The following is a 25,438-nucleotide window of genomic DNA, read 5'->3' on the forward strand; positions in this document are numbered from 1 at the left end:
TCTGCGGTCTCGTCGACGTCTCAAGGAAAGCGGCTCCCACCAGAAAAAGCAACCCGGTCAAGAAATTAACCCGGTCATGTTCCTGTGCTATCCTCGCGGTATGGAGAAGACGACGGGTCTGCGCGAGAACAAGAAGCTCCGTACGCGTCGCCAGCTGGCGGCCACGGCGCTTGAGCTCTTCCTGGAACGGGGCTTCGATGCGGTGTCGGTGGCCGATGTCGCCGCCGCGGCCGAGGTCTCCAAGCCCACCCTGTTCCGGTACTTCCCGAGCAAGGAGGACCTGGTGCTCGACCGGTTCGCCGACCACCAGGACGAGGCGGCGCGCATCGTGCGCGAGCGGCCCGCCGGCCGGAAGCCGGTGGCCGCGCTGCACGCGCATTTCCTGGCGGCCCTCGCCGACCGGGATCCGATCACCGGGCTCTGCGACCACCCCGGCGTGATCGCCTTCCAGCGGCTCCTCTACTCCACCGCCAGTCTGGAGGGCCGGATGTCGCACTACACCGACCGCGAGGTGGAGTTGCTGGCCGCCGTGCTCGAAGCGGAGTCGGTCCGGCCGCTCGCCGCGCGGCTGGCCGCGACGCACCTGGTGGCGGTCCGCCACGAGCTGGGCCGGGAGAACTATCGCCGCATGGCCGCCGGCCAGAGCGCCGACGAGGCGCATCCGGCCGCCGCGGCCGATGCCGACCAGGCCTTCGCGATGCTGGCCGACGGGCTGGACGAGGCCCTCCCCGCAGCCGGGGGCTGACGGGCGGGCGGGCTCCCGCCGAGCCCCCCGAACCCCCGCCCGCGCTGCCCGCCCCCCGCCCCCGCCCCCCGCGCCCGTGCCGCCCCGCCGTGCGGTGCCCGACAGGGGGAGCGGCGGCCTCAGCCCAGCAGGATGCGCCTCAGCTCGCGGGCCGCGCGCGGGGGCGCGACGTCCGTGCGGTGTGCCAGGGCGATGGTGCGGCGCAGCGGAGAGCCCGCCAGCGCGGTGGCGCGCAGCCCCGGGCCGCCGTGGTCGACGACCATCGCCGGGACCACCGCCACGCCGAGCCCCGCGCGCACGAAGCCCAGCACCGCGTCCATCTCCCCGCCCTCCACCGTGAACACCGGCTCGAAGCCCTCCGCGCGGCAGGCGGCCACCGTCAGGTCCCGCAGGTCGTATCCGTGCCGGAACATCACCATCGGCTCGTCGCGCAGCGCGGACACCGTCAGCGGCCCGCCGCCCGCCGGCGGCGGCAGCTCCGCCGAAGAGACCACGACCAGGTCCTCCGTCAGCAGCTCCACCGTGGTCAGCGCCGGAGCCGAGGGCGGCAGCGGCAGCGCGATGAGCGCCAGGTCCAGCGCCCCGCGCGCCAGTTCCCGTACGAGGTCCAGCGAGCCGCTCTCCTCGATCAGCAGCTCGATGCCCGGGTGCGCGGTGTGGAAGGCGCGCAGCACGCCCGGAAGCAGCCCCGTGCACACGCTCGGGGTCGCCCCCAGCCGGACCCGCCCCCGCCGCAGCTGCGCCAGCTCCTGCACCTCCAGCCGCGCCGTGTCGGCGTCCGCCAGGATCCGCCGGGCCAGCGGCAGCAGCGCCTCGCCCGCGTCCGTCAGCGTGATGTTCCCCCGCGCCCGGCTGAACAGTTCCGCCCCCAGCTCCCGTTCGAGCGCCTTGATCTGCTGCGAGAGCGACGGCTGGGCGACGTGCACCCGCTCCGCGGCCCGGGTGAAGTGACGGGTCTCGGCGACGGCGACGAAGTACAGGAGCTGCTGGAACTGCATCGCCCCAGGATACGCGGTACATAGGCAGCCACTATCGAGTTCAGCGTCATCATGTCTTGGACCTCTCGGGACTTTGGTCCTTAACGTCGGTGGCATGGCTCTGGCAACGCGGACGGGCCGACGGCCGTCCACCACGCGCACGCTCTGGGACTCCACCGTCGGCAAGAAGTGCGTGATGGCGGTGTCCGGGCTGATCATGCTCGGCTACCTGGTCGTCCACATGCTCGGCAACCTCAAGATCTTCTTCGGGCCCGCCGAGTTCAACGGATACGCCCACTGGCTGCGCACCCTCGGATCCCCCTTCCTCCACCACGAGTGGGCCCTGTGGATCGTGCGCGTGGTGCTCCTCGCCGCGGTCGTCGGCCACGCCGTGTCCGCTTACCAGCTCAGCCGCCGCGACATCAAGGCCCGCCCGGTCAAGTACGCCCACAAGCGCCGCCGCGCGAGCTACGCCACGCGCACCATGCGCTGGGGCGGCATCATCTTGGCCCTGTTCATCGTCTGGCACCTGCTCGACCTCACCACCCTCACCGTGAACGAGCGCGCGTGGGCCGGCCACCCCTACGAGAACGTGCTGGCCACCTTCTCCACCTGGTACGGGAACGCGATCTACATCGTGGCGATGGCCGCCGTCGGCCTGCACGTCCGGCACGGCTTCTGGAGCGCCGCCCAGACCCTCGGCGCGGGCAACGCACGCCGCGACCGGACGCTGAAGTTCCTCGCCAACACCCTCGCCCTCGTCCTCTTCGCGGGCTTCGTCTCCGTCCCCGTCGCCGTCATGACCGGAGTGGTGAGCTGACATGAGCACCGACAACGCCCACGCGGACAACGCCCACGCGGACCACGCCCACGCGGACCACGCCCACGCGGACCACGCCCACACCGATCACATCCCCACCGACTACACCCACTACGGCACCGGCGAGCCGATCGCCGACACCAAGGCCCCCGAAGGCCCCATCGCCGAACGCTGGGACCGCCGCCGCTTCGAGGCCAAGCTCGTCAACCCGGCCAACCGCCGCAAGCACACCGTCATCGTCGTCGGCACCGGCCTGGCGGGCGGGGCGGCGGGCGCCACCCTCGCCGAACAGGGCTACCACGTCGTCCAGTTCTGCTTCTCCGACTCCCCGCGCCGGGCCCACTCCATCGCGGCGCAGGGCGGCATCAACGCCGCCAAGAACTACCGCAACGACGGCGACTCCGTGCACCGCCTCTTCTACGACACCGTCAAGGGCGGCGACTTCCGCGCCCGCGAGTCCAACGTCCACCGCCTCGCCCAGATATCCGTCGAGATCATCGACCAGTGCGTGGCCCAAGGCGTCCCCTTCGCCCGCGAGTACGGCGGCCTCCTCGACACCCGCTCCTTCGGCGGCGTCCAGGTCTCCCGCACCTTCTACGCCCGCGGCCAGACGGGCCAGCAACTCCTCCTCGGCGCCTACCAGGCGCTGTCCCGGCAGATCGCCGCAGGCAACGTGGAGATGCACGCCCGCACCGAGATGCTCGACCTGATCACCGTCGACGGAGCGGCCCGCGGCATCGTCGCCCGCGACCTCGTCACCGGGAGGATCTCCACCCACTACGCCGACGCCGTCGTCCTCGCCTCCGGCGGCTACGGCAACGTCTTCTACCTCTCCACCAACGCCATGAACTCCAACGCGACCGCCATCTGGCGGGCGCACCGGCGCGGCGCGTACTTCGCGAACCCCTGCTTCACCCAGATCCACCCCACCTGCATCCCGCGCACCGGCGAGCACCAGTCCAAGCTGACCCTGATGAGCGAGTCCCTGCGCAACGACGGCCGCATCTGGGTCCCCAGGGCCCAGGGCGACACCCGCCCCGCCGCCGAGATCCCCGAAGACGAGCGCGACTACTACCTGGAGCGGATCTACCCCTCCTTCGGCAACCTCGTGCCCCGGGACATCGCCTCCCGCGCGGCCAAGAACGTCTGCGACGAGGGCCGCGGCGTCGGCCCCGGAGGCCAGGGGGTCTACCTCGACTTCGCCGACGCCATCCGCCGCACGGGCCGGGACGAGGTCGCCGAGAAGTACGGCAACCTCTTCGAGATGTACGAGAGGATCACCGCGGAGAACCCGTACGAGGTCCCCATGCGCATCTACCCCGCCGTGCACTACACGATGGGCGGCCTGTGGGTCGACTACGACCTCCAGACCACCGTCCCCGGCCTCTTCGCGATCGGCGAGGCCAACTTCTCCGACCACGGCGCCAACCGCCTCGGCGCCTCCGCCCTGATGCAGGGCCTCGGCGACGGCTACTTCGTGCTCCCCTCCACCATCAACGACTACCTGGCCCGCCATCCGCACCGGACCGCCGTCGGCGACGGCCACCCCGAGGCCGCGGCCGCCGTACGGGAGGTCCGCGACTGCCTCGCCAAGCTCCTCGCCGTCGACGGCGACCGCACCCCGGACTCCTTCCACCGCGAGATCGGCGAGCTCATGTGGGAGTACTGCGGGATGTCCCGCACCGAGGAGGGCCTGCGCAAGGCCCTCGCCCGGATCCCGGAGATCCGCGAGGAGTTCTGGCGGCGCATCAAGGTGCCGGGCCGCGGCGAGGAGTTCAACCAGTCGCTGGAGAAGGCCAACCGCATCGTCGACTACCTGGAGCTCGCCGAGCTGATGTGCCTCGACGCCCTCCACCGCGCCGAGTCCTGCGGCGGCCACTTCCGCGAGGAGTCCCAGACCCCGGACGGCGAGGCCGCCCGCCGCGACGAGGAGTTCGGCTACGCCGCCGCCTGGGAGTACCAGGGCACCGGCGCGGCCCCCGTCCTGCACAAGGAAGACCTCGTCTTCGAGTACGTCCACCCCACCCAGCGGAGCTACGCATGAGGCTCAACCTGCGCGTCTGGCGCCAGCAGAACCCCGACGCCCCCGGCGCCATGGTCACGTACGAGGTCGACGGCATCTCCCGCGACATGTCGTTCCTGGAGATGCTCGACACCCTCAACGAGGACCTCATCCTGCGCGGCGAGGACCCGGTCGCCTTCGACCACGACTGCCGCGAGGGGATCTGCGGTGCGTGCAGCCTCGTGATCAACGGCGACGCCCACGGCCCCGAGCGCACCACCACCTGCCAGCTGCACATGCGGTCCTTCGCCGACGGCGACACCATCGACGTCGAGCCCTGGCGGGCGGCCGCCTTCCCGGTGGTCAAGGACCTCGTCGTGGACCGCGGCGCCTTCGACCGGATCATCCAGGCCGGCGGCTACGTCACGGCCCCCACCGGTTCCGCCCCCGAGGCGCACGCCACCGCCGTGCCCAAGGCCGACGCCGACTCCGCCTTCGAGCACGCCGAGTGCATCGGCTGCGGGGCCTGCGTGGCGGCCTGCCCCAACGGCTCCGCGATGCTCTTCACCTCCGCCAAGGTCAACCACCTGGGCGTGCTGCCGCAGGGCTCGCCGGAGCGGGAGACCCGGGTGCTCGACATGGTGGCCGCCATGGACGGCGAGGGGTTCGGCGGCTGCACCCTCACCGGCGAATGCGCCACGGCCTGCCCCAAGGGCATCCCGCTGCCCTCCATCGCCGCCATGAACCGCGAATGGCTGCGGGCGGTCCGCAAGCACGGCGGAAGCTGACAGGTGCCTGTGGGACGAAGCTGAGAAGTGCCTGTGAGACGGGGATAACGGACTCCTGGCCCTTGCGTGAAAAATGAACGAAGGGAAAGGTGGACGTGAACGAGGCATCCGCCCCTGCCTGCCGGACGGCACCGCACCCCCGCACGCCGGGTGCCGCCCGCATCCTCGGGTGCCGCACACCGGCGCCGTCTCGTGAGGTCGCATATGCAGGGCCTGTCCCGCCTTCCCCTTCCCGTCGGCCTGCGCCGGATCGTACGGACGCTGCGCCGGCCCGGCGGCGTGCCCAGACAGCCGGACGCGGCCCAGCGGGAGCGCACCGGGAACGGCCGCCCGGCGGCGCCCCCGCCCGGCCGGGCCCGTGAGGACGAGCTCCTGGAGAACGTGCCGGGCCTGGTCCGCCACCGCGGCCGGCTCTCCCGGGTCCGCGACGACCTGCTGCCCGCCGGGGCCCGGGACGCCAACCTGAGCGCGGTCGCCGACGCGCTGGACGCGGCCGCCGTCCCGTACGGGCTGGTCCCCGACGGGGAGCTGCGGCACCGCGTGGCCGTCGGCCCGGGCGACCGCGCGGCCGCCCTGAAGGCCTGCGGCGCGGCCTTCGCCGGGCTCCCCGTGTACGCCCGGCTCCTCGGCGACGGCAGCGAAGCCGCGGAGCCCTCCGAGGTCCTCGCCGAGTCACTTCCCGAAGCGGTCGCCGCCCACGAGGGCCCGCCCGCCGGCGCCCCCCACCCGAAGATCAAGGGTCTCCGGCTCTTCCAGCCGGTCGTCACCTCCGGCCGGACGCTGGCCTACGGTCCCGAGACCGGCTGTGACCTGGAGTTCTGGGAGGCCCCCGAGTCGGGCATCGGTGCGATCGCCGGACTGCGCGAGACCCCGTACGGCTGGTGGGTGCCCACGCTCGACGCCACGTCCACCACCCGCGTCGGCGATCGCGACCACCCCGTCGTCGACGCCTTCGCGGGCCGCTTCCCCGACGACATCGACTTCCCCGTCGACGCAGTGATCACCTGGGTCGACGCCGCCGACCCCGCATGGCGCCGCCGCCGGGACCGCGCCGCGGCGGGGGCGGAAGCCGCCGGGGGCGTCCCCGTCGACCACGCCGAGAACCGCTACCGCGACCGCGGGGAACTCCGGTACTGCCTGCGCTCCATCGCCGCCCACGCGCCGTGGATCCGCCACGTCTTCCTCGTCACCGACGACCAGACCCCGCCCTGGCTGGCCACCGACCATCCCCGCATCACCGTGGTCGACCACCGGGACCTGTTCGCCGACCCCGCCCACCCGCCCGTCTTCAATTCCCACGCCATCGAGAGCGGGCTGCACCGCGTCCCCGGCCTCGCCGAGCACTTCCTCTACTTCAACGACGACATCTTCCTCGGCCGCCCGCAGCGCCCCCAGAACTACTTCCTCTCCTCGGGACTGCCCAAGGTCTTCCACGACCAGCGGGCCGTGGCCCCCGGCGCCCCCGGTGCCGACTCCGGTGACGACGTCTTCACCGCCTCCCAGAAGGCCACCCGTCACGCGGTGGAACAGGCCGTCGGCCGTACCTATCCGCACATCCTGGCCCACACCCCGTACCCGCTCAGCCGCTCCCTCTTCGCCCACGTCGAGGAGCGGCTGCCCGGCCGGCTGGCGGGCATCAGCCGCTCGGTCTTCCGCAGCGCCGACGACCTCGCCCCCGTCACCCTCGCCTCCCACCTGGCCCTCGCCGACGGCCGGGCGGTGGAGGGCGAACTGCACCACGCGTACGTCAGCACCGGCCGGAGCGAGGAGATCGACCGGCTGCCGGGCCTGGCGGCCGAACGCCTGTCCGATGCGTTCTGCCTCGCCGACGACGACACCGGAACCGGTCTGTCGCCCCAGGAGCAGCAGCGCGCGGTCGCCGCCTTCCTGGAGGCCTATTTTCCGGTGCCCTCTCCCTACGAGAAGTGAGCGCCGCACGAGGCGCCTCGGCCGATCGGCTGATCCGATCGGCCGACCGGGCGCTCATGGCGGCCGTACGACGCGCCGCGCCGCGCAGCCGTCCGGCCGGTGGGGGACAGTGGGCCCCATGCCAGAAGCCCCCGCCGGGTCCGGACCGCGCCGCCGCACCCTCCTGGCGGCCGCCGCCCTCGCCCCGCTCGCGCTGGCCGGCTGCTCCTCGGAGGACCCGTCCGGGAACGCCGCCCACGGCCCGCAAGCCGCGCCGAAGGACGCCCTGGTCATGGTGATCCGGCACGCCGAGAAGCCGTACGCCGGGGACCTGGGCGAGGACGAGGACGGCAACGAGGACCCCGGATCCCTCGCCGGGCGCGGCCGCCGCCGGGCCGAGGAACTCCACCGCCTCTTCCCGCCCGCCGGTGGTTCGACTCTGCCGCGCCCCGCCGTCGTCTTCGCGGCCGCAGGCCCGGCCGGCGCCGGAGGCCGGCCCCCCGCCCGCTGCCGACAGACCGTCGAGCCGCTGACCACCGCCCTGCACACCCCCCTGCGCTCCGAGTTCGGCCTCGGCGCCGAAGAGGCCTTGGGGCGGGCCGTGCTGGCCGCCCGGATGCCCGTGCTCGTCTGCTGGGAGCACACCGGCGTCCCCCGCCTGATCCACGCGCTCGGCGCCCACCAGGTCCTCGGCGTCCCCGCGAGCTGGCCCGACCGCTACGACCTGGTCTGGGAGTTCACCCGCCGCCAGGGCCGGTGGAGCTTCCGTGAACTGGCGCAGCACCTGCTCCCCGGCGACGCGTAGAAGCCCGGGGCCCGGGCCCCGCCACGATCCGCACGCCACGGCGTGCACCGCGACACCCGACACCGCGGCACCGCGAAACCGCCACACCACTGCACCGCCACACCACTGCACCGCCACACCGCTACACCGCGCCCAGCGCCCGCGCGAGGTAGCCCGCCGTCCGGCCCCCGCCCGCGGCCGCCACCTGCGCCGGGGTGCCCGCCGCGACGATCCGGCCGCCGTCCGTGCCGCCGCCGGGGCCCAGGTCGACGACCCAGTCCGCGCCCGCCACCACCTCCATGTCGTGCTCCACGACCACCACCGAGTGCCCGGCGTCCACCAGCCCGTGCAACTGCCGCAGCAGCACCCGCACGTCCGCCGGGTGCAGCCCGGTCGTCGGCTCGTCCAGCACGTACAGCGTGTGGTCGCGGCGCTGGCGCTGGAGCTCCGCCGCCAGCTTGATCCGCTGGGCCTCGCCGCCCGACAGCTCCGTGGCCGGCTGCCCCAGCCGCAGATAGCCCAGCCCGATCTCCTCCAGCGCCCGCAGGCTGCGCGCCGCCGCCGGGACCGGAGCGAAGAAGGCCGCCGCGGACTCCACCGTCAGGCCCAGCACCTCGGCGATGTTCAGCCCCTCGTACCGCACCTCCAGGGTCTCGGTGTTGTACCGGGCCCCGGCACACTCCGGGCACGGGGCGTACGTGCTCGGCAGGAACAGCAGCTCCACCGAGACGAACCCCTCGCCCTGGCAGGTCTCGCACCGGCCGCCCGGCACGTTGAAGGAGAACCGGCCCGCCTTCCAGCCGCGCGCCCGTGCCTGCGGAGCCGCCGTGAAGAGCCTGCGCACCACGTCGAACAGCCCCGTGTACGTCGCCAGGTTGGAGCGCGGTGTCCGGCCGATCGGCTTCTGGTCCACCTCCACCAGCCGCCGCACCGGGAACTGCGGATCCGCGATCCGCTCCCCGACCTCCCGGGCGAGCACCTGGCCCACCAGCGTGGACTTGCCCGACCCCGACACGCCGGTGACGGCGGTGAACACCCCGAGCGGGAACTCGGCGTCCACGCCCCGCAGGTTGTGCCGCTCGACCCCGGTGAGCCGCACCGCCCCCCTCGCCGCCCGCACCGGGCGCCGCCGCGGCCCCGGCTCCGCCCCGCCCGGCCCGAACAGGTGCCGCGCCGTCGCCGACTCCGGTACGTCCGCCAGCCCCCGCGGCGGACCGCTGTACAGGACCCGCCCGCCGTGTTCCCCGGCCAGCGGACCCACGTCCACCAGCCAGTCCGCGTGCCGCACCACGTCCAGGTGGTGCTCGACCACGAACACCGTGTTCCCCGCCGCCTTGAGCCGGTCCAGTACGCCGAGGAGCGCCTCGGTGTCGGCCGGGTGCAGCCCGGCCGACGGCTCGTCCAGTACGTACACCACCCCGAACAGCCCGGACCGCAGCTGCGTCGCCAGCCTCAGCCGCTGCAGCTCGCCCGCCGACAGGGTCGGCGCGGTGCGGTCCAGGCTCAGGTAGCCGAGGCCGAGCTCCACGACCGGCCCGATCCGGGCCCGCAGGTCCTCGGCCAGCACCCGGGCCGCCTCCCCGTCCAGGGACGCCGAGGCCAGTACGGCGTCCAGGGCGGTCAGGGGCAGTGCCGCCAGCTCCGCGATCGTACGGCCCGCGAACGTCACGGCCAGTGCCTCCGGCCGCAGCCGCCGGCCTTCGCACACCGGACACGGGGAACGGGTCAGGAACCGCTCCGCGCGGGCCCGCAGCGTGGCGCTCTTGCTGTCCGAGAAGGTCCGCATGACATGGCGGTGGGCGCTCGTGTACGTGCCCTGGTAGGGCCGTTGGATCCGGTCCGCGTCCCGCACCGGATGCACGGTGACCACCGGCTGCTCCTCGGTGAACAGGATCCACTCGCGGTCCTTCGCCGCCAGCTCCCGCCACGGCGCGTCCACGTCGTGGCCGAGCGCCTCCAGGATGTCCCGGAGGTTCTTGCCCTGCCAGGCCCCCGGCCAGGCGGCGATGGCCCCCTGACGGATCGACAGCCCAGGATCCGGCACCAGCAGTTCCTCACTGGTGCGGTGGATGCTGCCGAGCCCCTGGCAGGAAGGGCAGGCCCCGGCCGCGGTGTTGGGGGAGAAGGCGTCGGAGTCGAGCCGCTCGGTGCCCGGCGGATGGGTGCCGGCGCGCGAGTACAGCATCCGCAGGGAGTTGGACAGCAGGGTGACCGTGCCGACCGAGGACCGCGAGCCGGGGGAGGAGCGCCGCTGCTCCAGCGAGACCGCGGGCGGCAGCCCGGTGACGGAGTCCACCTTCGGGGCGCCGATCTGGTGGATCAGGCGGCGGGCGTACGGGGCCACCGACTCGAAGTACCGGCGCTGGGCCTCGGCGTAGAGCGTGCCGAAGGCCAGGGAGCTCTTACCGGAGCCGGAGACGCCGGTGAACACGGTCAGGGCGTCGCGCGGGACGTCCACGTCGACGCCGCGCAGATTGTGCTCCCGGGCGCCCCTGACCCGTACGAAGGAGTCGGGCCGGGCCTCGGACGCGGTGGAGTGGTGCATTCGCCCCAGTTTACGGGCCGCTTCCCGCGGTCGCCCCCGGTCGGGGCCCGGTCAGCCCCGCCACCCGGGCCAGCCGCGCGAAGGAGTCCAGCAGCGCCGTGCGGTCGTACGTGGAGGTGGTCACCAGCAGCTCGTCCGCGCCCGTCAGCTCCGCCACCTCGGCGAGCTGCGCCGCGACCTGCTCCTCGGTGCCGTGGACGTGCCCGTCGAGCCCGCGCTCGTACAGCTCCCGCTCCTTCGGCGTCATGGCGAGGGCCTCCACCTCTTCCGCCGGGCGCAAGGGCGGGAAGCTGCCCCGGGTGCGGGAGTACGCGAGGGACCAGGCCTCGGGGACCAGGATCCGGCGGGCCGCCTCCGGGGTCCGCGCCACGGCCACCGTCCCGGAGACCACCACGTACGGCTGCGAGCCGCCGGCCGAGGGGCGGAACTGCGCGCGGTAGCGCTCGACGACCTCCTCGACCCGGCCGCGGGAGCGCAGGTCGCCCACCACCAGCGGCAGCCCGGCCCGGGCCGCGATCCCGGCGCCCTCGCCGGTGGCCAGGACGTACGCCGGAATCCGCAGCCCCTCCGCGGGGCGGGCGTGCACCTCGGGATGTGCCTGCTGGGTGCCGTCCAGCCAGCCCAGCAGCTCAGTCAGCTGCTCCTCGAAGCGGTCGGCGTCCTCCGTGTCGCGGCCCAGCGCCCGCCGGATGCCGCCGGTGAAGCCGACCGAGCGGCCGAGGCCCATGTCGATCCGGCCGGGGAACAGCGATTCCAGAACCCCGAACTGCTCCGCGACCACCAGCGGTTGGTGGTTGGGCAGCATGACCCCGCCCGTCCCGACGCGGATCCGCTCGGTGGCCGCGGCGACCGCCGCGGCCAGTACGGCGGGCGCGGAGCCCGCGACTCCGGGAACGCCGTGGTGCTCGGACACCCAGAAGCGGTGGTAGCCGAGCCGTTCCGCCGCGCGGGCGAGCTCCACGGTGTCGCGCAGGGCCTGCGGGGCCGGGTGCCCCTCGCGGGTCCGGGACCGGTCGAGGATGGAGATTTTGCGCATCACACAGCCTGTAACGCACGGGCGCCGAAAGGATTCCCTGCCTACGCTGACCCGCATGAGTGACAGCAACGACCGCCGGCCGCTGGCCGTCTTCGACATCGACAACACCCTGGCCGACACCGACCACCGCCAGCACTTCCTGGAGGGCCGGCCCCGGGACTGGGACGGCTTCTTCGGCGCGGCCCCGGCCGACCCGCCGCTGGCGCGCGGGGTGGCGCTGGCGGTGGAGCAGGCGGCCGACTGCGAGGTGGTGTACCTGACCGGGCGCCCGGAGCGGTGCCGCGCCGACACGCAGGAGTGGCTGACGCGGCACGGGCTGCCCGAGGGCCGGGTGTGGATGCGCGGGAACCAGGACCGCAGGCCGGCCCGGACCACCAAGCTGGAGGTGCTGCGGCGGATCGCGCGGGGGCGCCAGGTGCGGATGCTCGTGGACGACGACGAGCTCGTCTGCCAGGCGGCGCGCGCCGCGGGCTTCACGGTGGTCCTGGCGAACTGGGCTGCGGACGCGCCGGAGCTCAAGTCCGCCCAGGAGGGTGAGGGCCGCACCTGATCCGCGGGGCGCGTCCGACCCGGCTCAGTCCTCGCCGTCGAGGCGGAACCCGACCTTGAGCCCCACCTGGTAGTGCGCCACCGTGCCGTTCTCGATGTGCCCGCGCACCTGCGTGACCTCGAACCAGTCCAGGTTGCGCAGCGTCTCGCCGGCCCGGGTGATGCCGTTGCGGATGGCCTGATCGATTCCCTCGGGGGAGGTGCCGACGATCTCGGTCACCCGGTAGGTGTGGTTGGACATGGGTTCTCCCGACGGTGGGGGGCTTTTGCCTCGTTCCACGGTGCCCCAGTAAGTCCGTATGCGCGAACTTTGTGTGAACAGTCCCGAGTGAAAGGGTCTTGACCCGCCCATTGGTCTATGCCAATTTCAAGCCATCTCCGAGACCGGACTCCAGAAGGTGACCTTCGTGAAGATGCGCTTCCTCGCCGTGTGCACGGCCCTCGCGGCCGCGACCGCCCTCACCGGCTGCAGTCAGCTGGCGGGCTCGGACGGGGGAGCGCAGAAGGTGACGCTCTGGCTGATGAAGGGCAGCGCCTCGGAGGACTTCATCGCGAAGTTCACCTCCTCGTTCGAGAAGGAGCACCCCGGCGTCGACCTCGACGTCAGGATCCAGGAGTGGACGGGCATCGGCGAGAAGGTCAACGCGGTGCTCGCGGGCAAGGGCGCCGAGAGCGCCGACGTCATCGAGGTCGGCAACACCCAGGTCGCCCAGTACATCGAGACCGGCGGCCTGTCCGAACTCACCCTTGAGGGCCTGCGCGAATGGGGCGGCAGGGACTGGCTCAAGGGGCTCGCCGACCCGGGCAGCATCGACGGGGCCCAGTACGGCATCCCCTGGTACGCCGCCAACCGCGTGGTGATCTACAACAAGGACCTGTTCGCGAACGCGGGCATCAAGACCCCGCCCAAGAACCGGCAGGAATGGATCCAGGCCACCCAGAAGCTGGACAAGGGCGGCCGGCAGGGCATCTACCTGCCCGGTCAGAACTGGTACGTCCTCTCCGGGTTCATCTGGGACGAGGGCGGCGAGCTGGCCGTCGAGACGGGCAGCGAATGGGTCGGCACCCTCGGCGAAGACAAGGCCCTGGCCGGCATGGAGTTCTACAAGCAGCTCCAGGCCCTCGGCGACGGTCCCAAGAACGCCGACGAGGAGACGCCCCCGCAGTCCGAGGTCTTCGCGGGCGGCGAGGTCGCGCAGATCATCGCCCCGCCCGGGCAGGCCGCCGCCATCGAGGCCGCCAACCCGGCCCTCAAGGGCAAGCTGGGCTTCTTCCCGATCCCCGGCAAGACGTCCGACAAGCCCGGAGCCGTCTTCACCGGCGGCTCCGACCTGATCATCCCCGAACGGACGAAGCACCGCCGTCAGGCCGTCGACGTGATCACCGCGCTGGTCAGCGAGACCTGGCAGACCGAGCTCGCCCGCACGATGAGCTACGTACCGAACAAGGCCTCCCTCGCGCACGTGGTCGACGGCAACGAGGGCGCCGCGAGCATGGCACCCGGAGCCGCCCAGGGCCGCGCCACCCCGAAGTCCGCCCGCTGGGCCGAGGTCGAGGGCAAGAACCCGATCAAGCCCTACATGACCGCCGTACTCTCGGGAGAGGACCCGCGCCGGGCCGCCGAGGAGGCCTCTGGCGCGATCGGCAAGGTACTCAACTCCGACCGCTGAGCCCTCCGAGCCCCCTCCGAGCCCCCTCCGAGCTCCCTCGGAGCTCCCTCCGAGCCGCCTCCGAGCGCCCTCCCGGCGTCCTTCGGGCAGGCGTCGAGCGGGTGTCGAGCCCCCGTCGAGCAGATGCCGAGCGCCGCCGCGCCCGCCGAGTTCAGCGTTCGCACATCCAAGGGCCGCTGAGCGGTCATGTCGAATCCAGCCGGTCACGGAAGAAGTAAAGGAGCCAGGCCGCACCACCTGCCGGCCTGGCTCCCGTGCCCGGATCAGGAGCCGCCATGACCATCGCCCCCCTGTCCCCGTCCACCCTTCCCCCCACTGTGACCTCGCCCGTCACCCCCCTCCTCACCACCGCTGCCGTCCCCGCGGCCGCACCCGCCACTGCCGTCGGGTCCCTCCCCGCCACCCCCCACTACACCGTCCGCCTCGCCCGCGACGAGGACGAGGTACGCGCCGCCCAGCGCCTGCGCCACCTGGTCTTCGCCGGGGAACTCGGTGCCCGTCTCGACGGACCCGAGCCGGGTCTCGACTCCGACGCCTTCGACGCGTACTGCGATCACCTCCTCGTCGTCGAGGAGGAGGCCGGGCAGGTGGTCGGCACCTACCGGCTGCTGCCCCCGGAGCGCGCCGCCGTCGCCGGCCGCCTCTACTCCGAGGGTGAGTTCGACCTCTCCGCCCTCGCCCCGATCCGCCCGGACCTCGTCGAGGTCGGCCGCTCCTGCGTCCACCCCGACCACCGCAACGGCGCCGTCATCGCGCTGATCTGGGCCGGCCTCGCCCGCTACATGGACCGCTGCGGCCACAACTGGCTCGCCGGCTGCTGCTCGATACCGCTCGGCGACGGCGGGGTCCTGGCAGCCGCCACCCGCGGACACGTCCTCACCCGCAACCTCGCCCCCGAGGAGTACCGGGTCACCCCGCACCTCCCCTGGAACCCCGAGGGCATCACCTTCCCGCCGCGCGTCGAGCTGCCCCCGCTGCTGCGCGGCTACCTGCGCCTGGGCGCCTGGGTCTGCGGCGAACCCGCCCTCGACGCCGAGTTCGGCTGCGCCGACCTGTACGTCCTGCTCTCCCTGCGGCGCACCAACCCCCGCTACCTCAAGCACTTCCTTTCGCTCGTCCCGGCCGCATGAGCGTCTGGCTGCCCACCTCGCCCTGCACCCCCGAGGCCTGCGCCGGCCACGAGGGGGAGCGGGCGAGCCTCGCCCGCGCGGTGCTGCGGCTCACCGCCGCCGTCGCGCTGATCCTGCTCGGGATCCTGGGCTTCCAGCCCGTACGACTGCTCCCCGCCCGCCCCCGCCGGTCGCTGGTGCGGGCCTGGGCCACCGCCCTGGTCCGGGCCTTCGGCATACGGCTCACCGTGCACGGGAGCCCCGGCCCGGGCGGCGGCCGCCTGATCGTCGCCAACCACGTCTCCTGGCTGGACATCCCGCTCGTCGCCGCCGCCGTGCCCTGCCGGATGCTGGCCAAGAGCGACATCGGCGACTGGCCGGTGCTCGGCCCCCTCTCCCGGCAGAACGGGACCCTGTTCATCGAACGGGACCGGATCCGCGCCCTCCCCGCCACCGTCGAGACCATGACCCGGGCCCTGCTGGCCGGCGACCGCGTCGCCGTCTTCCCCGAGGGCAGTACCTGGTGCGGGCGCGCCCGGGGGACCTTCCGGCGGGCCGCCTTCCAGTCCGCCCTGGACGCGCGGGTGCCCGTACAGCCCGTGCGGATCGCCTACCTGCTGCCCGACGGGAGTCCCGCCGGGGCCCCCGCCTTCGTCGGGGACGATCCGCTGACCGCCTCCCTGTGGCGGATCGCCCGGGCCCGCGGAGTGCGCGCCGAGGTACGGCTGCTGCCGCGGATCCCGCCGGGCCGGCACGCGGACCGGCGGGAGCTCGCGGCCGCGGCTCAGGCCGCCGTCGCCGTCGCGTCCGTCCCCGTCGTCCCCGTCATTTCCGCCGTTCCCGCCTCCTTGCTGCTGGCGGGCGTGCCGGCCCAGCCGAACTCGCCGTCGGCCACCGCCAGGGACAGCGCGAAGCGGCCCTCCGCATCCGTCCACCACTGAGTCAACTCAAGACCGGCCTCGGCGAGTTCCTTCCGCACGCCTTCCTGGCGGAACTTCGCGGAGACCTCCGTGAGAATCTCCTCACCCGCCGCGAACGGCACCACCAGATCCAGCGCCCGGACCTTCACCACCAGATCCGACCGTGCCCGCAGCCGCATCTCGATCCACTCCTGCTCCCGGTTCCACACCGCGACGTGGCGGAAGTCGTCGGTGCGGAAGTCCGCGCCCAACTCCCGGTTGACGACGGCCAGCACGTTCTTGTTGAACTCGGCCGTCACCCCCTGCGCGTCGTCGTACGCGGCCACCAGCACGCCCTCGTCCTTCACCAGGTCCGTCCCCATCAGCAGGGCGTCCCCGGGCGACAGCATCGCCCGGACGGAGGCCAGGAACTCGGCGCGCTCCGGCGGCAGCAGGTTGCCGACCGTGCCGCCGAGGAACACCACCAGCCGGGGCCCGGGCGCGTCCGGCAGCCGCAGCGGCTTCGTGAAGTCGGCCACCAGCGCGTGCACCCGCAGCCCCGGGTGCTCGGTCAGCAGCGTCCGCCCCGCCCCCTCCAGGGCGCTCCCGCTCACGTCCACCGGGATGTACGTGTCGAGCGCGGGCATGGCCTCGATCAGGTGCCGGGTCTTCTCCGAGGAGCCGGAACCCAGCTCCACGAGCGTGCGCGCGCCGCTCGCCGCCGCGATCTCGCCGGCCCGCGCCAGCAGGATCTCCCGCTCGGCGCGCGTCGGGTAGTACTCGGGCAACCGCGTGATCTCCTCGAAGAGCTCGCTGCCCCGGGCGTCGTAGAACCACTTGGGCGGCAGCACCTTGGGGGACGCCGTCAGCCCGTGCAGGACGTCGGCGCGCAGCGCGGTGTCGGCGGAGTGCTCGTCGAGGGTGCGGGTCAACTGGAAGTCGCTCACGGGGAGGTCTCCTTCAGCGGGGTCAGGTCGACCCGTGTGGCACGGGCGGTCAGCAGGGTCCGGTCGGGTACTTCGCACCAGCGGGAATCGTCGTCGTAGGGCTCCGACGCCACCACCGTGCGCTGCGCCTGCGCGTCGGCCAGGTACCAGAGCGAATCGCCCCAGGCCGTCGCGGCGATGCCGACGCCGTCCGTCAGCAGCAGGTTGAGGCGGGAGCCCGGCGCTGCCGCCGCGAGCTCCCGCACCGGTTCGGCGAGCGCGGTGCCGAGGTCGTCCCCGCGCTGGAGCCGGTGCTGCACCAGGGCCCAGATCAGCGCCGAGTCCGTGCTCGCGGCCAGGGACAGCAGCTCCGCGGGAGGCAGGGAGGCGACGAGCGGCGCCGCCGCGTCCGGCCAGTCCCGTACCGCGCCGTTGTGGCTGAACAGCCACGGTCCGGCGGCGAACGGCGCCGCCGCGGCCTCCCCGTCCGCCCCGAACACGGTCGCGTCCCGTACGGCGGCCAGCGCGGCCCCCGTACGGACGACCCGGGCCAGATCGGCGAAGTTGGCGTCCCCCCAGACGGGTCCGGCCCGCCGGTAGCGCGCGGGGACCGGGTCGCCCTCCGCGTACCAGCCGACGCCGAAGCCGTCGGCGTTGACCGTGCCGTGGCGCTGCCGGCGCGGCTCCCAGGACTGCCGCACGAGGCAGTGCTCGGGCTCGGTCAGCAACCGGGCCAGGGGTATCTCCGGCCCCACGAAGGCGATGTGACGGCACATCAGGCGTCCCTCGCGGTCCGGAACCCGGAGAAGATCTGCCGGCGCACCGGCAGGTCCCAGTTGCGGAAGGTGCCCCGGCAGGCCACCGGGTCCACGGCGAACGAGCCGCCGCGCAGCACCTTGTGCTCCGGGCCGAAGAACACCTGCGAGTACTCGCGGTACGGGAAGGCCCGGAACCCCGGATACGGCAGGAAGTCGGAGGAGGTCCACTCCCACACGTCGCCGATCAGCTGGCGCACCCCGAGCGGGGACGCCCCGGCCGGGTAGCTGCCCGCCGGGGCCGGGCGCAGGTGGCGCTGGCCGAGGTTGGCGCGGTCCGGGGTCGGGTCCTCGTCGCCCCAGGGGTACCGGGTGGAGCGGCCGGTGGCCGGGTCGTGGCGGGCGGCCTTCTCCCACTCCGCCTCCGTGGGCAGCCGGCGTCCCGACCAGCGGGCGTAGGCGTCCGCCTCGTACCAGCTGACGTGCAGTACGGGCTCGTCGGCGGGCACCGGCTCGGTCACGCCGAAGCGGCGGCGCAGCCACTGGCCGGCCTCACGGCGCCAGAACAGCGGGGCCTCGATCCCGTGCCGGTGGATCTGGTCCCAGCCCTCGGGGGCCCACCAGCGATCGTCCCGGTAGCCGCCGTCGGCGATGAACGCCTGGTAGGCGGAGTTGGTCACGGGCGCGGTGTCGATCCGGAACGCCCCGACGTCCCGGGTGTGCGCGGGCCGCTCGTTGTCCAGGGACCACGGCTCGGCCGAGGTGCCCATCGTGAACGGCCCGCCGGGCACCAGGACTTCGGTGACCGCGGGCGGCGGCCCCTGCGGGGGGTCCGGTTCGGGTGCGGTCAGTACCGGCTCGCCGCTGCGGAGCTGATGGGTGATCAGCATGGTCTCGTCGTGCTGCTGTTCGTGCTGGGCGATCATCCCGAACGCGAAGCCGTCGTCCAGCAGCGCGGAGCCTTCGAGCGCCGTGCGCTCCAGCAGGTCGAAGACCCGGCCGCGCACCTCGGCCGCGTAGCGGCGGGCCTGCGCCGGACCCAGCAGGGGCAGCTTCGTCCGTTCGGCGCGGGGGTGCTGGAAGGCGTCGTAGAGCGGGTCGATCTCCGGGTGGAGGGAGTCGTGCCCGGCCACGGTGCGCAGCAGCCAGAGCTCCTCCTGGTTCCCGATGTGGGCGAGGTCCCAGACCAGCGGGGACATCAGCGGGGAGTGCTGCGCGATCAGGTCGCGGTCGCTCACGGCATCGGTGAGCAGGGCCGTACGGGCGCGGGCCGCGGTCAGGGCGGTGTGGGCCCGCTCGCGGAGGGCCGCGGGGGTCGGGCGGGCGGAATCGGCTGGAGGCGATGCGGTCATGAGCGGGCCACCGTCCCGGTGAGCTGCGGGTATCCGTCGTCGGCCGGGCAGCGGCCGCGCAGTGGGAAGCGTTCGCAGAAGGCGCCGACCACGTCCTGGACGTGCCGGCTCGCGCCGAGGCGCGGCAGCGCCTGCGCGGCGGCCCGGAAGCAGACGGCCGCGGCCGTGCGCAGCTCCGGATCGGCCAGGCCGTGGCGGGCGGCGGACTGCCACAGGGGATTGCGCGGCGAGGGCCGGGGCCCGTGGGTGTCGGCCAGGGCCTTCGCGGCCCGGTACGCGCATTCGGCGGCCTCCGGATCGTCGAACAGCGCGTGGACGACGGCGACGGGCACCAGCCAGCCGTCGTCGCCGGGCTGGGCGTCGATCATCCGGAACTCCAGGTGCCCGCGCGGGCGCACCGGCGGGAACAGCGTGGTCAGGTGGTAGTCCAGGTCCTCGGCGGTGGGCGGCCGCAGGCCGTACGGGCCCGGGGCGGTGCCGCTGCCGCGGCCACCGCCGGTCGCCTCGCCGGCGCGCAGCCAGTCGCGGAACGTCATGCCGCGCGGGACCGGCCACGGCCCGTCCCCTTCCGACCGAACGCACATCACCTCGGTGTCCAGCGCGTGCCGGGTCCAGCCGGCCCGCGGTTCGGCGTCCGGCGGCGGGGCCAGCGAGCGCCGGGTGTCGAGGTCGTTCCAGATCCCCTGCCGGGAGCACCGCCATCCGGCGTACGGGCCCTCGTGCGCGGGGGAGTTGGCGAAGGCCGCCACGAACACGGCGCCCAGCAGGTGCGCCAGCCGCCAGCGCCGGCCGTACCCGAGCGGGCCCGGTTCCTCGTACCCGGCGTCCACGCAGACCTGGACGGAGGCGGAGGAGCACATCATGGCGCGCCCGGCCGGGCCGGTGCGGTCGAAGTAGCTCTCCATCGCGTCGTAGCGCGGGCTGCGCAGCAGTCGGCGCAGCGGCCGCCGCGGATCGCGGCCGGTGCCGTGCAGGACCAGGCCCCGGGACCGCAGGGCGGCCCGTACGGCGGTCAGATCGGCCTGGAGGCCGTCCACGCAGCCGGAGAGGGAGCCGGCGGGAGCGGAGCTGAGTTCCAGCTGGCCGCCGGGCTCGATGGTGAAGCGGGAGCGCAGGGGCAGGGCGCGGGCCGCGTCGTGCGCGGCGGTCAGCCGGTCGGGCGGCAGCGTCTCGCCCGGCCGCTCGGCGTCCAGCACGAGCCATTCGAGCTCGGCGCCGAGGGTGCGGGGCGGGCCCGTCTTGAAGCAGATGCCGTGGACGAGGTCCTCGGCGGCGGTCTCGCTGAGAGTGGGCGCGTCGCCCGCGGCTAGGGGGTCTGGTGGCGCGTACGAGTCCTGTGGCACGGCAGGGTCTCCTGTCCACGGGTGTGACCTGACCATGCCTACCTACCCGTCCTTGTCGGCCCGAAAAGGGGGGAGCGGGCCACCGCGCGGAAAATCCTTGGCCGCGGGTGGTTCCTGCCGTCGATGATGGTGGCGTGAGCAGCAGACTGCGCGAGATCGCGCGCGAGAACGCGACCATCGTGGCGGCCGGCGGATACCGGACGCGGTCGGGGCGGCAGGTCTCCCTCGCCGCCGCCCTGGCGGAATCCAGGGCCGGAACCAGGATATATGGGCCAAAGCAGGTCATTCCAGATGAGGGGCTCCCCGCGAGGCGGTACGAGACCGTCGTCGAGGTGACGGGGGAGAGCAGCACGGTCGCCGCGCGCAGGCTCGCCGCAGAGGTCCCGGGCGCGGTCACCGGGGCGGCGGTGGCCACCTTGAACTTCGCCTCGGCCCGCAATCCCGGGGGCGGCTACGTCCGCGGGGCCAAGGCCCAGGAGGAGGCGCTGTGCCGCGCCTCGGCCCTGTACGAGACCCTGCTGGAGGCCCCGGAGTACTACGAGGTCCACCGCGCGGGAAGAAGCACCTTCTACACCGACCGGGTGATTCACTCGCCCGGGGTGCCGGTCTTCCGCGACGACCGGGGCGAGCTGCTGGACACCCCCGTCCGGGTGGGCTTCCTGACCTCTCCGGCGCCGAACGCGGGCACCATCCGCCGCCAGGAGCCGGAGCGCGTCGCCGAGATCCCGGCGGCGCTGGCACGGCGCGCGGAGCGCGTCCTGGAGACCGCGGCGCTGCACGGCTATCCGCGGCTGGTGCTGGGGGCGTGGGGGTGCGGGGTGTTCCGCAACGATCCGGCCGAGGTCGCCGAGGCCTTCCGGGCCCTGCTGGCCGGGCGTTTCGCAGGGGTCTTCGAGCGGGTGGTGTTCGGGGTGCTGGACCGGGACCCGGCGCCGCGGGAGGCGTTCGAACACGCCTTCGCCGGGTTCGGGCGTACGGAGCCGCCGGGCCGCCAGGGCCCGGTCGGCCCGCCTGCCGCCTACCGCCAGCCGTAGCGCTCGCGGAGCCGGTTCACGACCAGCTGGAACCTGCCCCGGTCCAGGGCGCAGGCCTCGCGCCGCATGCCGTCCTCGTGCACGCGCAGCACCCGGTCCACGTCGACCCAGGACTCCCGTCCGGCGCCGTCCCAGGGTCCGGTTCCGATCGGCACCCACTCCCGGTCGTTGTCGTGCCGCTTGCTGGACAGCTGTACGGCCAGCAGCGTGCGCCCGCCCGCCTCCCGGGCGACGACCAGCACCGGACGGTCCTTGCCCCGGCCGTCGTTCTCCTCGTACGGGACCCAGGTCCACACGATCTCGCCGGGGTCCGGATCGCCGTCCTTGTCGGGCGCGTACTCGGTGCGCACGGGCCCGATGGCGTGGGGATCGGCCTCGGTGGTGGCGGTGGCCCCGCCGCGGCCGGGCTGCTCGATCGGGTCGGAGCTGTGGTGGGAAAGTGCCGTCATGCGGCCGAGATTAGTGGTTCGGGCGGCCGCCGTGGGCGCGGTTCAGTCCGTGACGAGGGCCATGACGAGGCCGTCGTACCCCTTGCTGCCGACGGTTTGGAGGGCCGTGGCGGTCAACTTCGGCTGCCCGGCGATGAGTTCGGTGAACCGGCGGACGCCCTGGACGCGCGGGTCGGTGCTGTCCGGGTCGACGACGGCGCCGTCGCGGACGACGTTGTCGCCGATGATGACGCTGCCGGGCCGGGTCAGTTCGAGGGCCCACTCCAGGTAGGCCGGGTTGGACGGCTTGTCGGCGTCGATGAAGACCAGGTCGAACGGGGCGAGGTCCGTGAGCTGCGGCAGCAGTTCGAGGGCCGGGCCGCGCCGGATGTCGACCACGTCCGCCAGCCCGGCCCGGGCGACGTTCGCGGCGGCGACGTCGGCGCAGTGCGGGTCGACCTCCAGGGTGACCAGCCGCCCGCCGGCCGGCAGGGCCCGGGCGAGCCAGATGGTGCTGTAGCCGCCGAGGGTGCCGATCTCCAGGATGGTGCGGGCGCCGCGGATGCGGGCGAGGAGGTGCAGCAGCTTCCCCTGGTTCGGGGCCACCTGGTGCGCGGGCAGCCCGGCGGCCTCGGCATCCGCGTTGGCGGCGGCCAGCGCCTCGTCCTCCTCCACGAGCAGTCCGTCGAAGTAGTCGTCGACGGCCGTCCACGTCCGCTGTCCCATGAGCTCTCCCGATTCCCCTTGATCCACTTGCGAGTTTCCAAAAGGAACTTACACGAGATCGCCGCTCTTCCAACAGATCGTCGTGGCGGTGGCGGTGGCGGTGGCGGTGGCGGTGGCGGTGGCGGAGGTGGAGGTGGCCGCGCGCCCGATCCCGCCCCCAGCCCCCGCGGGCAGACGGGCGAAACGGGCGCGGCGGGGGTTTCCGTACGGGCGGCGGGTCGTTACGGGACGAGGAAGGGAGGTCCGCCATGCCCGCACACGGACCCGAGAAGCACCCCACGGCGACCGAGCTGGACGCCCGCTACAGCTCCGCCCTCAATCCCCGCCCGGGCGCCGAGGACGTCATCGCCACCGACTGGGCCGATGCCCTGCGGCAGTTGGAGACCGCCGAGATCTTCTGGGCGTCCACGGTGCGGGCCGGCGGCCGCCTGCACGTCACTCCCGTGATCGCCGCCTGGCACGACGGGGTGCTGTACTTCTCGACCGGCCCGGACGAGCAGAAGGCGAAGAACCTCGCCCACGACGGTCACTGCGCGCTGACCACCACCACCGGTGGGAACTCACTCACCGAGGGGTTCGACCTCGTGATCGAGGGCACGGCGCGGCTGGTCGCCGACCCGGCGGCCCTGGAAGAGGTGATCACGGCGTACGAGACGAAGTACGGCCCCCACATCACCTCCTCCGAGGGCACCTTCCACGGCATGGGGGACGCGTTCCGCAAGGGTGACGCGGTGGTCTTCGCCCTGCCCCCGGCCACGGCCTACGGCTTCGGCCGCGACAACGGCGTCTACACCCACACCCGCTGGACGTTCTGAGCGGGTGAGGCGAGGGCGCACCGCGCCGGCGCCCGGGCGCCCGGGCGGTCAGGCGGTCAGGCGGTCAGGGGGAGAGCCGTCGCCGTGTTCATGGCGACGGTTCTCCGGTGGGGACGCCGGGTGGGTCAGGGCGTCAGGGGCAGCTGGTGCGGGTGTCGCCCGGGTCCGTGGTGCAGGTGTCGTTGCCGGGGCCGCCGTTGGCGCTGTCGTTGGCGGAGACCCCGTCCGTGGTGGTCAGGCGGTCGTTGCCGTAGTCGCCCGTCAGGGTGTCGTTGCCCGGGCCGCCGTTCACGGTGTCGTCGCCGAAGCCGCCGTCGAGGTTGTCGTTCCCGTAACCGCCGTACACGGTGTCGTTCCCGTAGCTCGCGCGGATGGTGTCGTTGCCGCCGAGGCCGCAGATCACGTCGGTGAAGTAGCCGCCGGTCAGGGTGTCCGCGCCGACCGTGCCGACGATGGTGCAGCCGTGGGCGTTGTTCACCGAGGTCGTCGCCGCCTTCGTGTTGTTCGCCGTCGACGGGTCCTGCTGCGCCGCGCTCACGACGGCCGTGTTCGTGATCGTGCCGGTGGACCGCGGCTCCGCCGTGATCGTGACCGTCGCGCTCGCGCCGGGGGCCAGGGAGCCGAGGGCGCAGCCGGCCCCCGTCGCCGTGGTCGTACAGGTGCCCTGCGAGGCGGCCGCCGAGGTGAGGGCCACCCCGGCGCCGGTGAGGGTGTCGGTCAGCGTGACGCCGGTCGCGGTGGCGGTGGAGGCCGCGGAGTTGGAGACCGTCACCGTGTACGAGGCGCGGTCGCCGATGCTCACGGTGGCCGTGGCGGTCTGCGCCACCGACAGGTCCGCGCTCGGCGTCGGGGGCGGAGTCGTGCCGTCGCCGCCCTGGTAGCGGGCGAGGGCGAAGGCGAAGCCCGCGCCGACGCCCGCCGCGACGATCTTGCCGTCCGGCTGTACGAGCACCCCGCGGGCCTCGTCCCGGTCCTGGAAGCCCGTGACCACGAAGCCGTCGCCGCCGAAGCCGGTGTCCACCGTGCCGTTGGCGTTGAAGCGGGCCAGGCCGAAGTCGTTGGCCTCCTGGCTGTTCGGGTCGTCGGCCCGCCCGGCGATGACGATCTTGCCGTTCGGCTGGAGCGCCAGGGCGTTGGCGCCGCCGCCGTCGCCGGGGAAGTGGACCGAGGTGCGCCCGGCGGTGCCGAAGCCACCGTCGGGGCTGCCGTCGGCGTTGTAACGCAGCAGGGCGACGCCGACGTCGCCGGATCCCGCGGCGACGATCTTGCCGTCAGGCTGCACCGCCACCGCGTTGCCGAACTCGGTGCCGCCGAAGTTCGCGGTCACCATGCCGTCACCGCTGAAGGACGGGTCGAGGCTGCCGCTCGGCAGGTACCGGGCCACGCCGATGTCGAAGCCGGTGTTGCCCACGTACCCGACCGAGACGATCTTGCCGTCCGGCTGGAGCGCCATGCCGCGGGCGATGCCGCCGGCGTCCTGGGGCGAGCCGGGCGTGAAGCCGGCGACGACCGCGCCGTCGCCGCCGAGGCCCGGGTCCAGGTGTCCCGCGGTGTCGAGGCGGACCAGGGCGAAGCCCCCGCCGCCGCCCTTGCCCGCGGCGATGATCTTGCCGTCGGGCTGTACTGCCACGTCCGCACCGTCCGCGGACCCGCCGAACTCGTCGACCCGCACCAGGCCGCCGTCGCCGAAGCCGGCGTCGAGGCTGCCGTCCGTGTTGTAGCGGGCCACGGAGAAGAAGCAGCAGCCGCCGCCCTCCTCCGGGACCTCCGTGGTGCCCGCCACGACGATCTTCCCGTCCGAGGGCTGGATCGCCACCGCGTTCGCCGTGTGGGCGCCGCCGCCGAAGTCGCTCGTCACCGTGCCGTCCCCGGCGAATCCGGGGTCGAGGCTGCCGTCGGAGTTGTACCGGGCGAGTGCGAAGCCGTCCTGGCTCAGGCCGACCACGACCAGCTTGCCGTCGGCCTGCCGCGCGATGTCGTGGCCTTCCGCGTATCCGGGGAACGTGGTGACCACCCGGCCGTCGGGCCCGAAGGACGGATCCGGATCGCCGGGGGCGGCCAGCGCGGAGCCTGGCAGTGCCAGTACGAGCGCCAGGCCGAGCGCGGCGGCCGGCACGCCGGTCCTCCCGCCGGCGCCGCGGCGGCGCCGCCGCGCCGGTCTCAGGTGTGCGTGGGTCATGGGCGTACGAACCTCCGGCCTCGCGGGGTGCAGGGAGCAGCGCACAGC

General features: G+C 73.6%; 22 protein-coding genes and 1 pseudogene. 12 read left to right on the forward strand and 11 right to left on the reverse strand.

Annotated elements, in window-relative coordinates:
* Positions 1-100 precede the first annotated feature (100 nt).
* A complete protein-coding gene (locus tag AB0M92_RS12620) occupies positions 101-745 on the forward strand; it encodes a TetR family transcriptional regulator (protein WP_366102112.1) in 645 nt (214 codons plus the stop codon).
* Positions 746-864: 119 nt separating this feature from the next.
* Here the strand turns inward: AB0M92_RS12620 and AB0M92_RS12625 are convergent, their stop codons facing one another.
* Positions 865-1,743: a LysR substrate-binding domain-containing protein gene (locus AB0M92_RS12625; RefSeq protein WP_366102114.1), complete on the reverse strand. Its 879-nt coding sequence runs from the start codon at positions 1,741-1,743 to the stop codon at positions 865-867.
* 94 nt (positions 1,744-1,837) lie between these two features.
* On the opposite strand from AB0M92_RS12625, the gene AB0M92_RS12630 reads away from it, so the two are divergent.
* The 5 genes from AB0M92_RS12630 to AB0M92_RS12650 all read left to right on the forward strand — a co-directional run bounded on the left by AB0M92_RS12630 (position 1,838) and on the right by AB0M92_RS12650 (position 8,045).
* Positions 1,838-2,542, forward strand: coding sequence for a succinate dehydrogenase cytochrome b subunit (locus tag AB0M92_RS12630; RefSeq protein WP_366102115.1), 705 nt, complete (start codon positions 1,838-1,840; stop codon positions 2,540-2,542).
* Between the two features lie 91 nt (positions 2,543-2,633).
* Complete coding sequence (locus tag AB0M92_RS12635; protein WP_366102168.1) at positions 2,634-4,586, forward strand: fumarate reductase/succinate dehydrogenase flavoprotein subunit; 1,953 nt, start codon at positions 2,634-2,636, stop codon at positions 4,584-4,586.
* On the forward strand, positions 4,583-5,332 hold the full coding sequence (locus AB0M92_RS12640) for a succinate dehydrogenase/fumarate reductase iron-sulfur subunit (protein ID WP_366102116.1): 750 nt from the start codon (positions 4,583-4,585) through the stop codon (positions 5,330-5,332). Before AB0M92_RS12635 ends, AB0M92_RS12640 begins: the two co-directional genes overlap by 4 nt.
* Before the next feature lie 204 nt (positions 5,333-5,536).
* Positions 5,537-7,261 (forward strand): Stealth CR1 domain-containing protein, encoded by a 1,725-nt coding sequence (locus tag AB0M92_RS12645; RefSeq protein ID WP_366102117.1) that lies wholly within the window; start codon positions 5,537-5,539, stop codon positions 7,259-7,261.
* 118 nt (positions 7,262-7,379) lie between these two features.
* A complete protein-coding gene (locus tag AB0M92_RS12650; RefSeq protein WP_366102118.1) occupies positions 7,380-8,045 on the forward strand; it encodes a hypothetical protein in 666 nt (221 codons plus the stop codon).
* A gap of 121 nt (positions 8,046-8,166) precedes the next feature.
* Here AB0M92_RS12650 and AB0M92_RS12655 read toward each other — a convergent pair whose 3' ends face one another.
* Both AB0M92_RS12655 and AB0M92_RS12660 read right to left on the reverse strand, forming a co-directional pair.
* Positions 8,167-10,569 carry an excinuclease ABC subunit UvrA gene (locus AB0M92_RS12655; RefSeq protein WP_366102119.1) on the reverse strand — a complete coding sequence of 801 codons (2,403 nt, stop codon included), beginning with the start codon at positions 10,567-10,569 and terminating at the stop codon, positions 8,167-8,169.
* Positions 10,570-10,579: 10 nt separating this feature from the next.
* Positions 10,580-11,605, reverse strand: coding sequence for an LLM class flavin-dependent oxidoreductase (locus AB0M92_RS12660; RefSeq protein WP_366102120.1), 1,026 nt, complete (start codon positions 11,603-11,605; stop codon positions 10,580-10,582).
* A gap of 55 nt (positions 11,606-11,660) precedes the next feature.
* On the opposite strand from AB0M92_RS12660, the gene AB0M92_RS12665 reads away from it, so the two are divergent.
* Entirely contained in the window at positions 11,661-12,155 is a 495-nt protein-coding gene (locus AB0M92_RS12665; RefSeq protein ID WP_366102121.1) for a hypothetical protein, read from the forward strand.
* Between the two features lie 24 nt (positions 12,156-12,179).
* On the opposite strand, the gene AB0M92_RS12670 is transcribed toward AB0M92_RS12665, so the two are convergent.
* Positions 12,180-12,395 carry a dodecin gene (locus AB0M92_RS12670; RefSeq protein ID WP_048478866.1) on the reverse strand — a complete coding sequence of 72 codons (216 nt, stop codon included), beginning with the start codon at positions 12,393-12,395 and terminating at the stop codon, positions 12,180-12,182.
* A gap of 172 nt (positions 12,396-12,567) precedes the next feature.
* Between AB0M92_RS12670 and AB0M92_RS12675 the strand changes: the two genes are divergently transcribed.
* The 3 genes and pseudogenes from AB0M92_RS12675 to AB0M92_RS12685 form a co-directional block, all read left to right on the forward strand.
* A complete protein-coding gene (locus AB0M92_RS12675; protein WP_366102169.1) occupies positions 12,568-13,824 on the forward strand; it encodes an extracellular solute-binding protein in 1,257 nt (418 codons plus the stop codon).
* A gap of 275 nt (positions 13,825-14,099) precedes the next feature.
* Positions 14,100-14,954: a GNAT family N-acyltransferase gene (locus AB0M92_RS12680; protein WP_366102122.1), complete on the forward strand. Its 855-nt coding sequence runs from the start codon at positions 14,100-14,102 to the stop codon at positions 14,952-14,954.
* Positions 14,951-15,481: pseudogene (locus AB0M92_RS12685) on the forward strand (lysophospholipid acyltransferase family protein); the annotation flags it as partial. The gene AB0M92_RS12680 and the pseudogene AB0M92_RS12685, both read left to right, overlap by 4 nt.
* Before the next feature lie 236 nt (positions 15,482-15,717).
* Here AB0M92_RS12685 and egtD read toward each other — a convergent pair.
* From egtD to egtA, 4 genes are read right to left on the reverse strand one after another with little or no spacing between them, the layout of a single operon-like run.
* Positions 15,718-16,779, reverse strand: a complete 1,062-nt coding sequence (egtD, locus tag AB0M92_RS12690) for an L-histidine N(alpha)-methyltransferase (RefSeq protein ID WP_366102123.1) — start codon at positions 16,777-16,779, stop codon at positions 15,718-15,720.
* Positions 16,776-17,534, reverse strand: a complete 759-nt coding sequence (gene egtC, locus AB0M92_RS12695; RefSeq protein WP_366102124.1) for an ergothioneine biosynthesis protein EgtC — start codon at positions 17,532-17,534, stop codon at positions 16,776-16,778. The genes egtD and egtC overlap by 4 nt, the downstream gene beginning before the upstream one ends.
* Positions 17,534-18,865 carry an ergothioneine biosynthesis protein EgtB gene (egtB, locus tag AB0M92_RS12700; protein ID WP_366102125.1) on the reverse strand — a complete coding sequence of 444 codons (1,332 nt, stop codon included), beginning with the start codon at positions 18,863-18,865 and terminating at the stop codon, positions 17,534-17,536. Before egtB ends, egtC begins: the two co-directional genes overlap by 1 nt.
* Positions 18,862-20,208: an ergothioneine biosynthesis glutamate--cysteine ligase EgtA gene (gene egtA / locus AB0M92_RS12705; RefSeq protein WP_366102126.1), complete on the reverse strand. Its 1,347-nt coding sequence runs from the start codon at positions 20,206-20,208 to the stop codon at positions 18,862-18,864. The genes egtB and egtA overlap by 4 nt, the downstream gene beginning before the upstream one ends.
* A 134-nt stretch (positions 20,209-20,342) precedes the next feature.
* On the opposite strand from egtA, the gene AB0M92_RS12710 reads away from it, so the two are divergent.
* Entirely contained in the window at positions 20,343-21,242 is a 900-nt protein-coding gene (locus tag AB0M92_RS12710) for a TIGR02452 family protein (RefSeq protein ID WP_366102127.1), read from the forward strand.
* On the opposite strand, the gene AB0M92_RS12715 is transcribed toward AB0M92_RS12710, so the two are convergent.
* Positions 21,227-21,691, reverse strand: coding sequence for a type II toxin-antitoxin system PemK/MazF family toxin (locus AB0M92_RS12715; RefSeq protein WP_030159966.1), 465 nt, complete (start codon positions 21,689-21,691; stop codon positions 21,227-21,229). The two genes, AB0M92_RS12710 and AB0M92_RS12715, sit on opposite strands and share 16 nt — an antisense overlap.
* Before the next feature lie 42 nt (positions 21,692-21,733).
* Positions 21,734-22,396: an O-methyltransferase gene (locus AB0M92_RS12720; protein ID WP_366102128.1), complete on the reverse strand. Its 663-nt coding sequence runs from the start codon at positions 22,394-22,396 to the stop codon at positions 21,734-21,736.
* A 248-nt stretch (positions 22,397-22,644) separates the two neighbouring features.
* Between AB0M92_RS12720 and AB0M92_RS12725 the strand changes: the two genes are divergently transcribed.
* Positions 22,645-23,211: a pyridoxamine 5'-phosphate oxidase family protein gene (locus AB0M92_RS12725; RefSeq protein ID WP_366102129.1), complete on the forward strand. Its 567-nt coding sequence runs from the start codon at positions 22,645-22,647 to the stop codon at positions 23,209-23,211.
* 133 nt (positions 23,212-23,344) lie between these two features.
* On the opposite strand, the gene AB0M92_RS12730 is transcribed toward AB0M92_RS12725, so the two are convergent.
* Positions 23,345-25,390, reverse strand: coding sequence for a calcium-binding protein (locus AB0M92_RS12730; protein ID WP_366102130.1), 2,046 nt, complete (start codon positions 25,388-25,390; stop codon positions 23,345-23,347).
* Positions 25,391-25,438 lie beyond the last annotated feature (48 nt).

Origin of the sequence: Streptomyces sp. NPDC051582 (genome assembly GCF_040681715.1) — a bacterium.
Classification (GTDB): domain Bacteria; phylum Actinomycetota; class Actinomycetes; order Streptomycetales; family Streptomycetaceae; genus Streptomyces.

What these genes read in the sequence shown, in the direction of transcription:
- AB0M92_RS12620 (WP_366102112.1), top strand. Translation starts at nt 101, where the DNA reads ATGGAGAAGACGACGGGTCTGCGCGAGAACAAGAAGCTCCGTACGCGT.
- AB0M92_RS12625 (WP_366102114.1), bottom strand. Translation starts at nt 1,743, where the DNA reads ATGCAGTTCCAGCAGCTCCTGTACTTCGTCGCCGTCGCCGAGACCCGT.
- AB0M92_RS12630 (WP_366102115.1), top strand. Translation starts at nt 1,838, where the DNA reads ATGGCTCTGGCAACGCGGACGGGCCGACGGCCGTCCACCACGCGCACG.
- AB0M92_RS12640 (WP_366102116.1), top strand. Translation starts at nt 4,583, where the DNA reads ATGAGGCTCAACCTGCGCGTCTGGCGCCAGCAGAACCCCGACGCCCCC.
- AB0M92_RS12645 (WP_366102117.1), top strand. Translation starts at nt 5,537, where the DNA reads ATGCAGGGCCTGTCCCGCCTTCCCCTTCCCGTCGGCCTGCGCCGGATC.
- AB0M92_RS12650 (WP_366102118.1), top strand. Translation starts at nt 7,380, where the DNA reads ATGCCAGAAGCCCCCGCCGGGTCCGGACCGCGCCGCCGCACCCTCCTG.
- AB0M92_RS12655 (WP_366102119.1), bottom strand. Translation starts at nt 10,569, where the DNA reads ATGCACCACTCCACCGCGTCCGAGGCCCGGCCCGACTCCTTCGTACGG.
- AB0M92_RS12660 (WP_366102120.1), bottom strand. Translation starts at nt 11,605, where the DNA reads ATGCGCAAAATCTCCATCCTCGACCGGTCCCGGACCCGCGAGGGGCAC.
- AB0M92_RS12665 (WP_366102121.1), top strand. Translation starts at nt 11,661, where the DNA reads ATGAGTGACAGCAACGACCGCCGGCCGCTGGCCGTCTTCGACATCGAC.
- AB0M92_RS12670 (WP_048478866.1), bottom strand. Translation starts at nt 12,395, where the DNA reads ATGTCCAACCACACCTACCGGGTGACCGAGATCGTCGGCACCTCCCCC.
- AB0M92_RS12675 (WP_366102169.1), top strand. Translation starts at nt 12,568, where the DNA reads ATGCGCTTCCTCGCCGTGTGCACGGCCCTCGCGGCCGCGACCGCCCTC.
- AB0M92_RS12680 (WP_366102122.1), top strand. Translation starts at nt 14,100, where the DNA reads ATGACCATCGCCCCCCTGTCCCCGTCCACCCTTCCCCCCACTGTGACC.
- egtC (WP_366102124.1), bottom strand. Translation starts at nt 17,534, where the DNA reads ATGTGCCGTCACATCGCCTTCGTGGGGCCGGAGATACCCCTGGCCCGG.
- egtB (WP_366102125.1), bottom strand. Translation starts at nt 18,865, where the DNA reads ATGACCGCATCGCCTCCAGCCGATTCCGCCCGCCCGACCCCCGCGGCC.
- AB0M92_RS12715 (WP_030159966.1), bottom strand. Translation starts at nt 21,691, where the DNA reads ATGACGGCACTTTCCCACCACAGCTCCGACCCGATCGAGCAGCCCGGC.
- AB0M92_RS12720 (WP_366102128.1), bottom strand. Translation starts at nt 22,396, where the DNA reads ATGGGACAGCGGACGTGGACGGCCGTCGACGACTACTTCGACGGACTG.
- AB0M92_RS12725 (WP_366102129.1), top strand. Translation starts at nt 22,645, where the DNA reads ATGCCCGCACACGGACCCGAGAAGCACCCCACGGCGACCGAGCTGGAC.
- AB0M92_RS12730 (WP_366102130.1), bottom strand. Translation starts at nt 25,390, where the DNA reads ATGACCCACGCACACCTGAGACCGGCGCGGCGGCGCCGCCGCGGCGCC.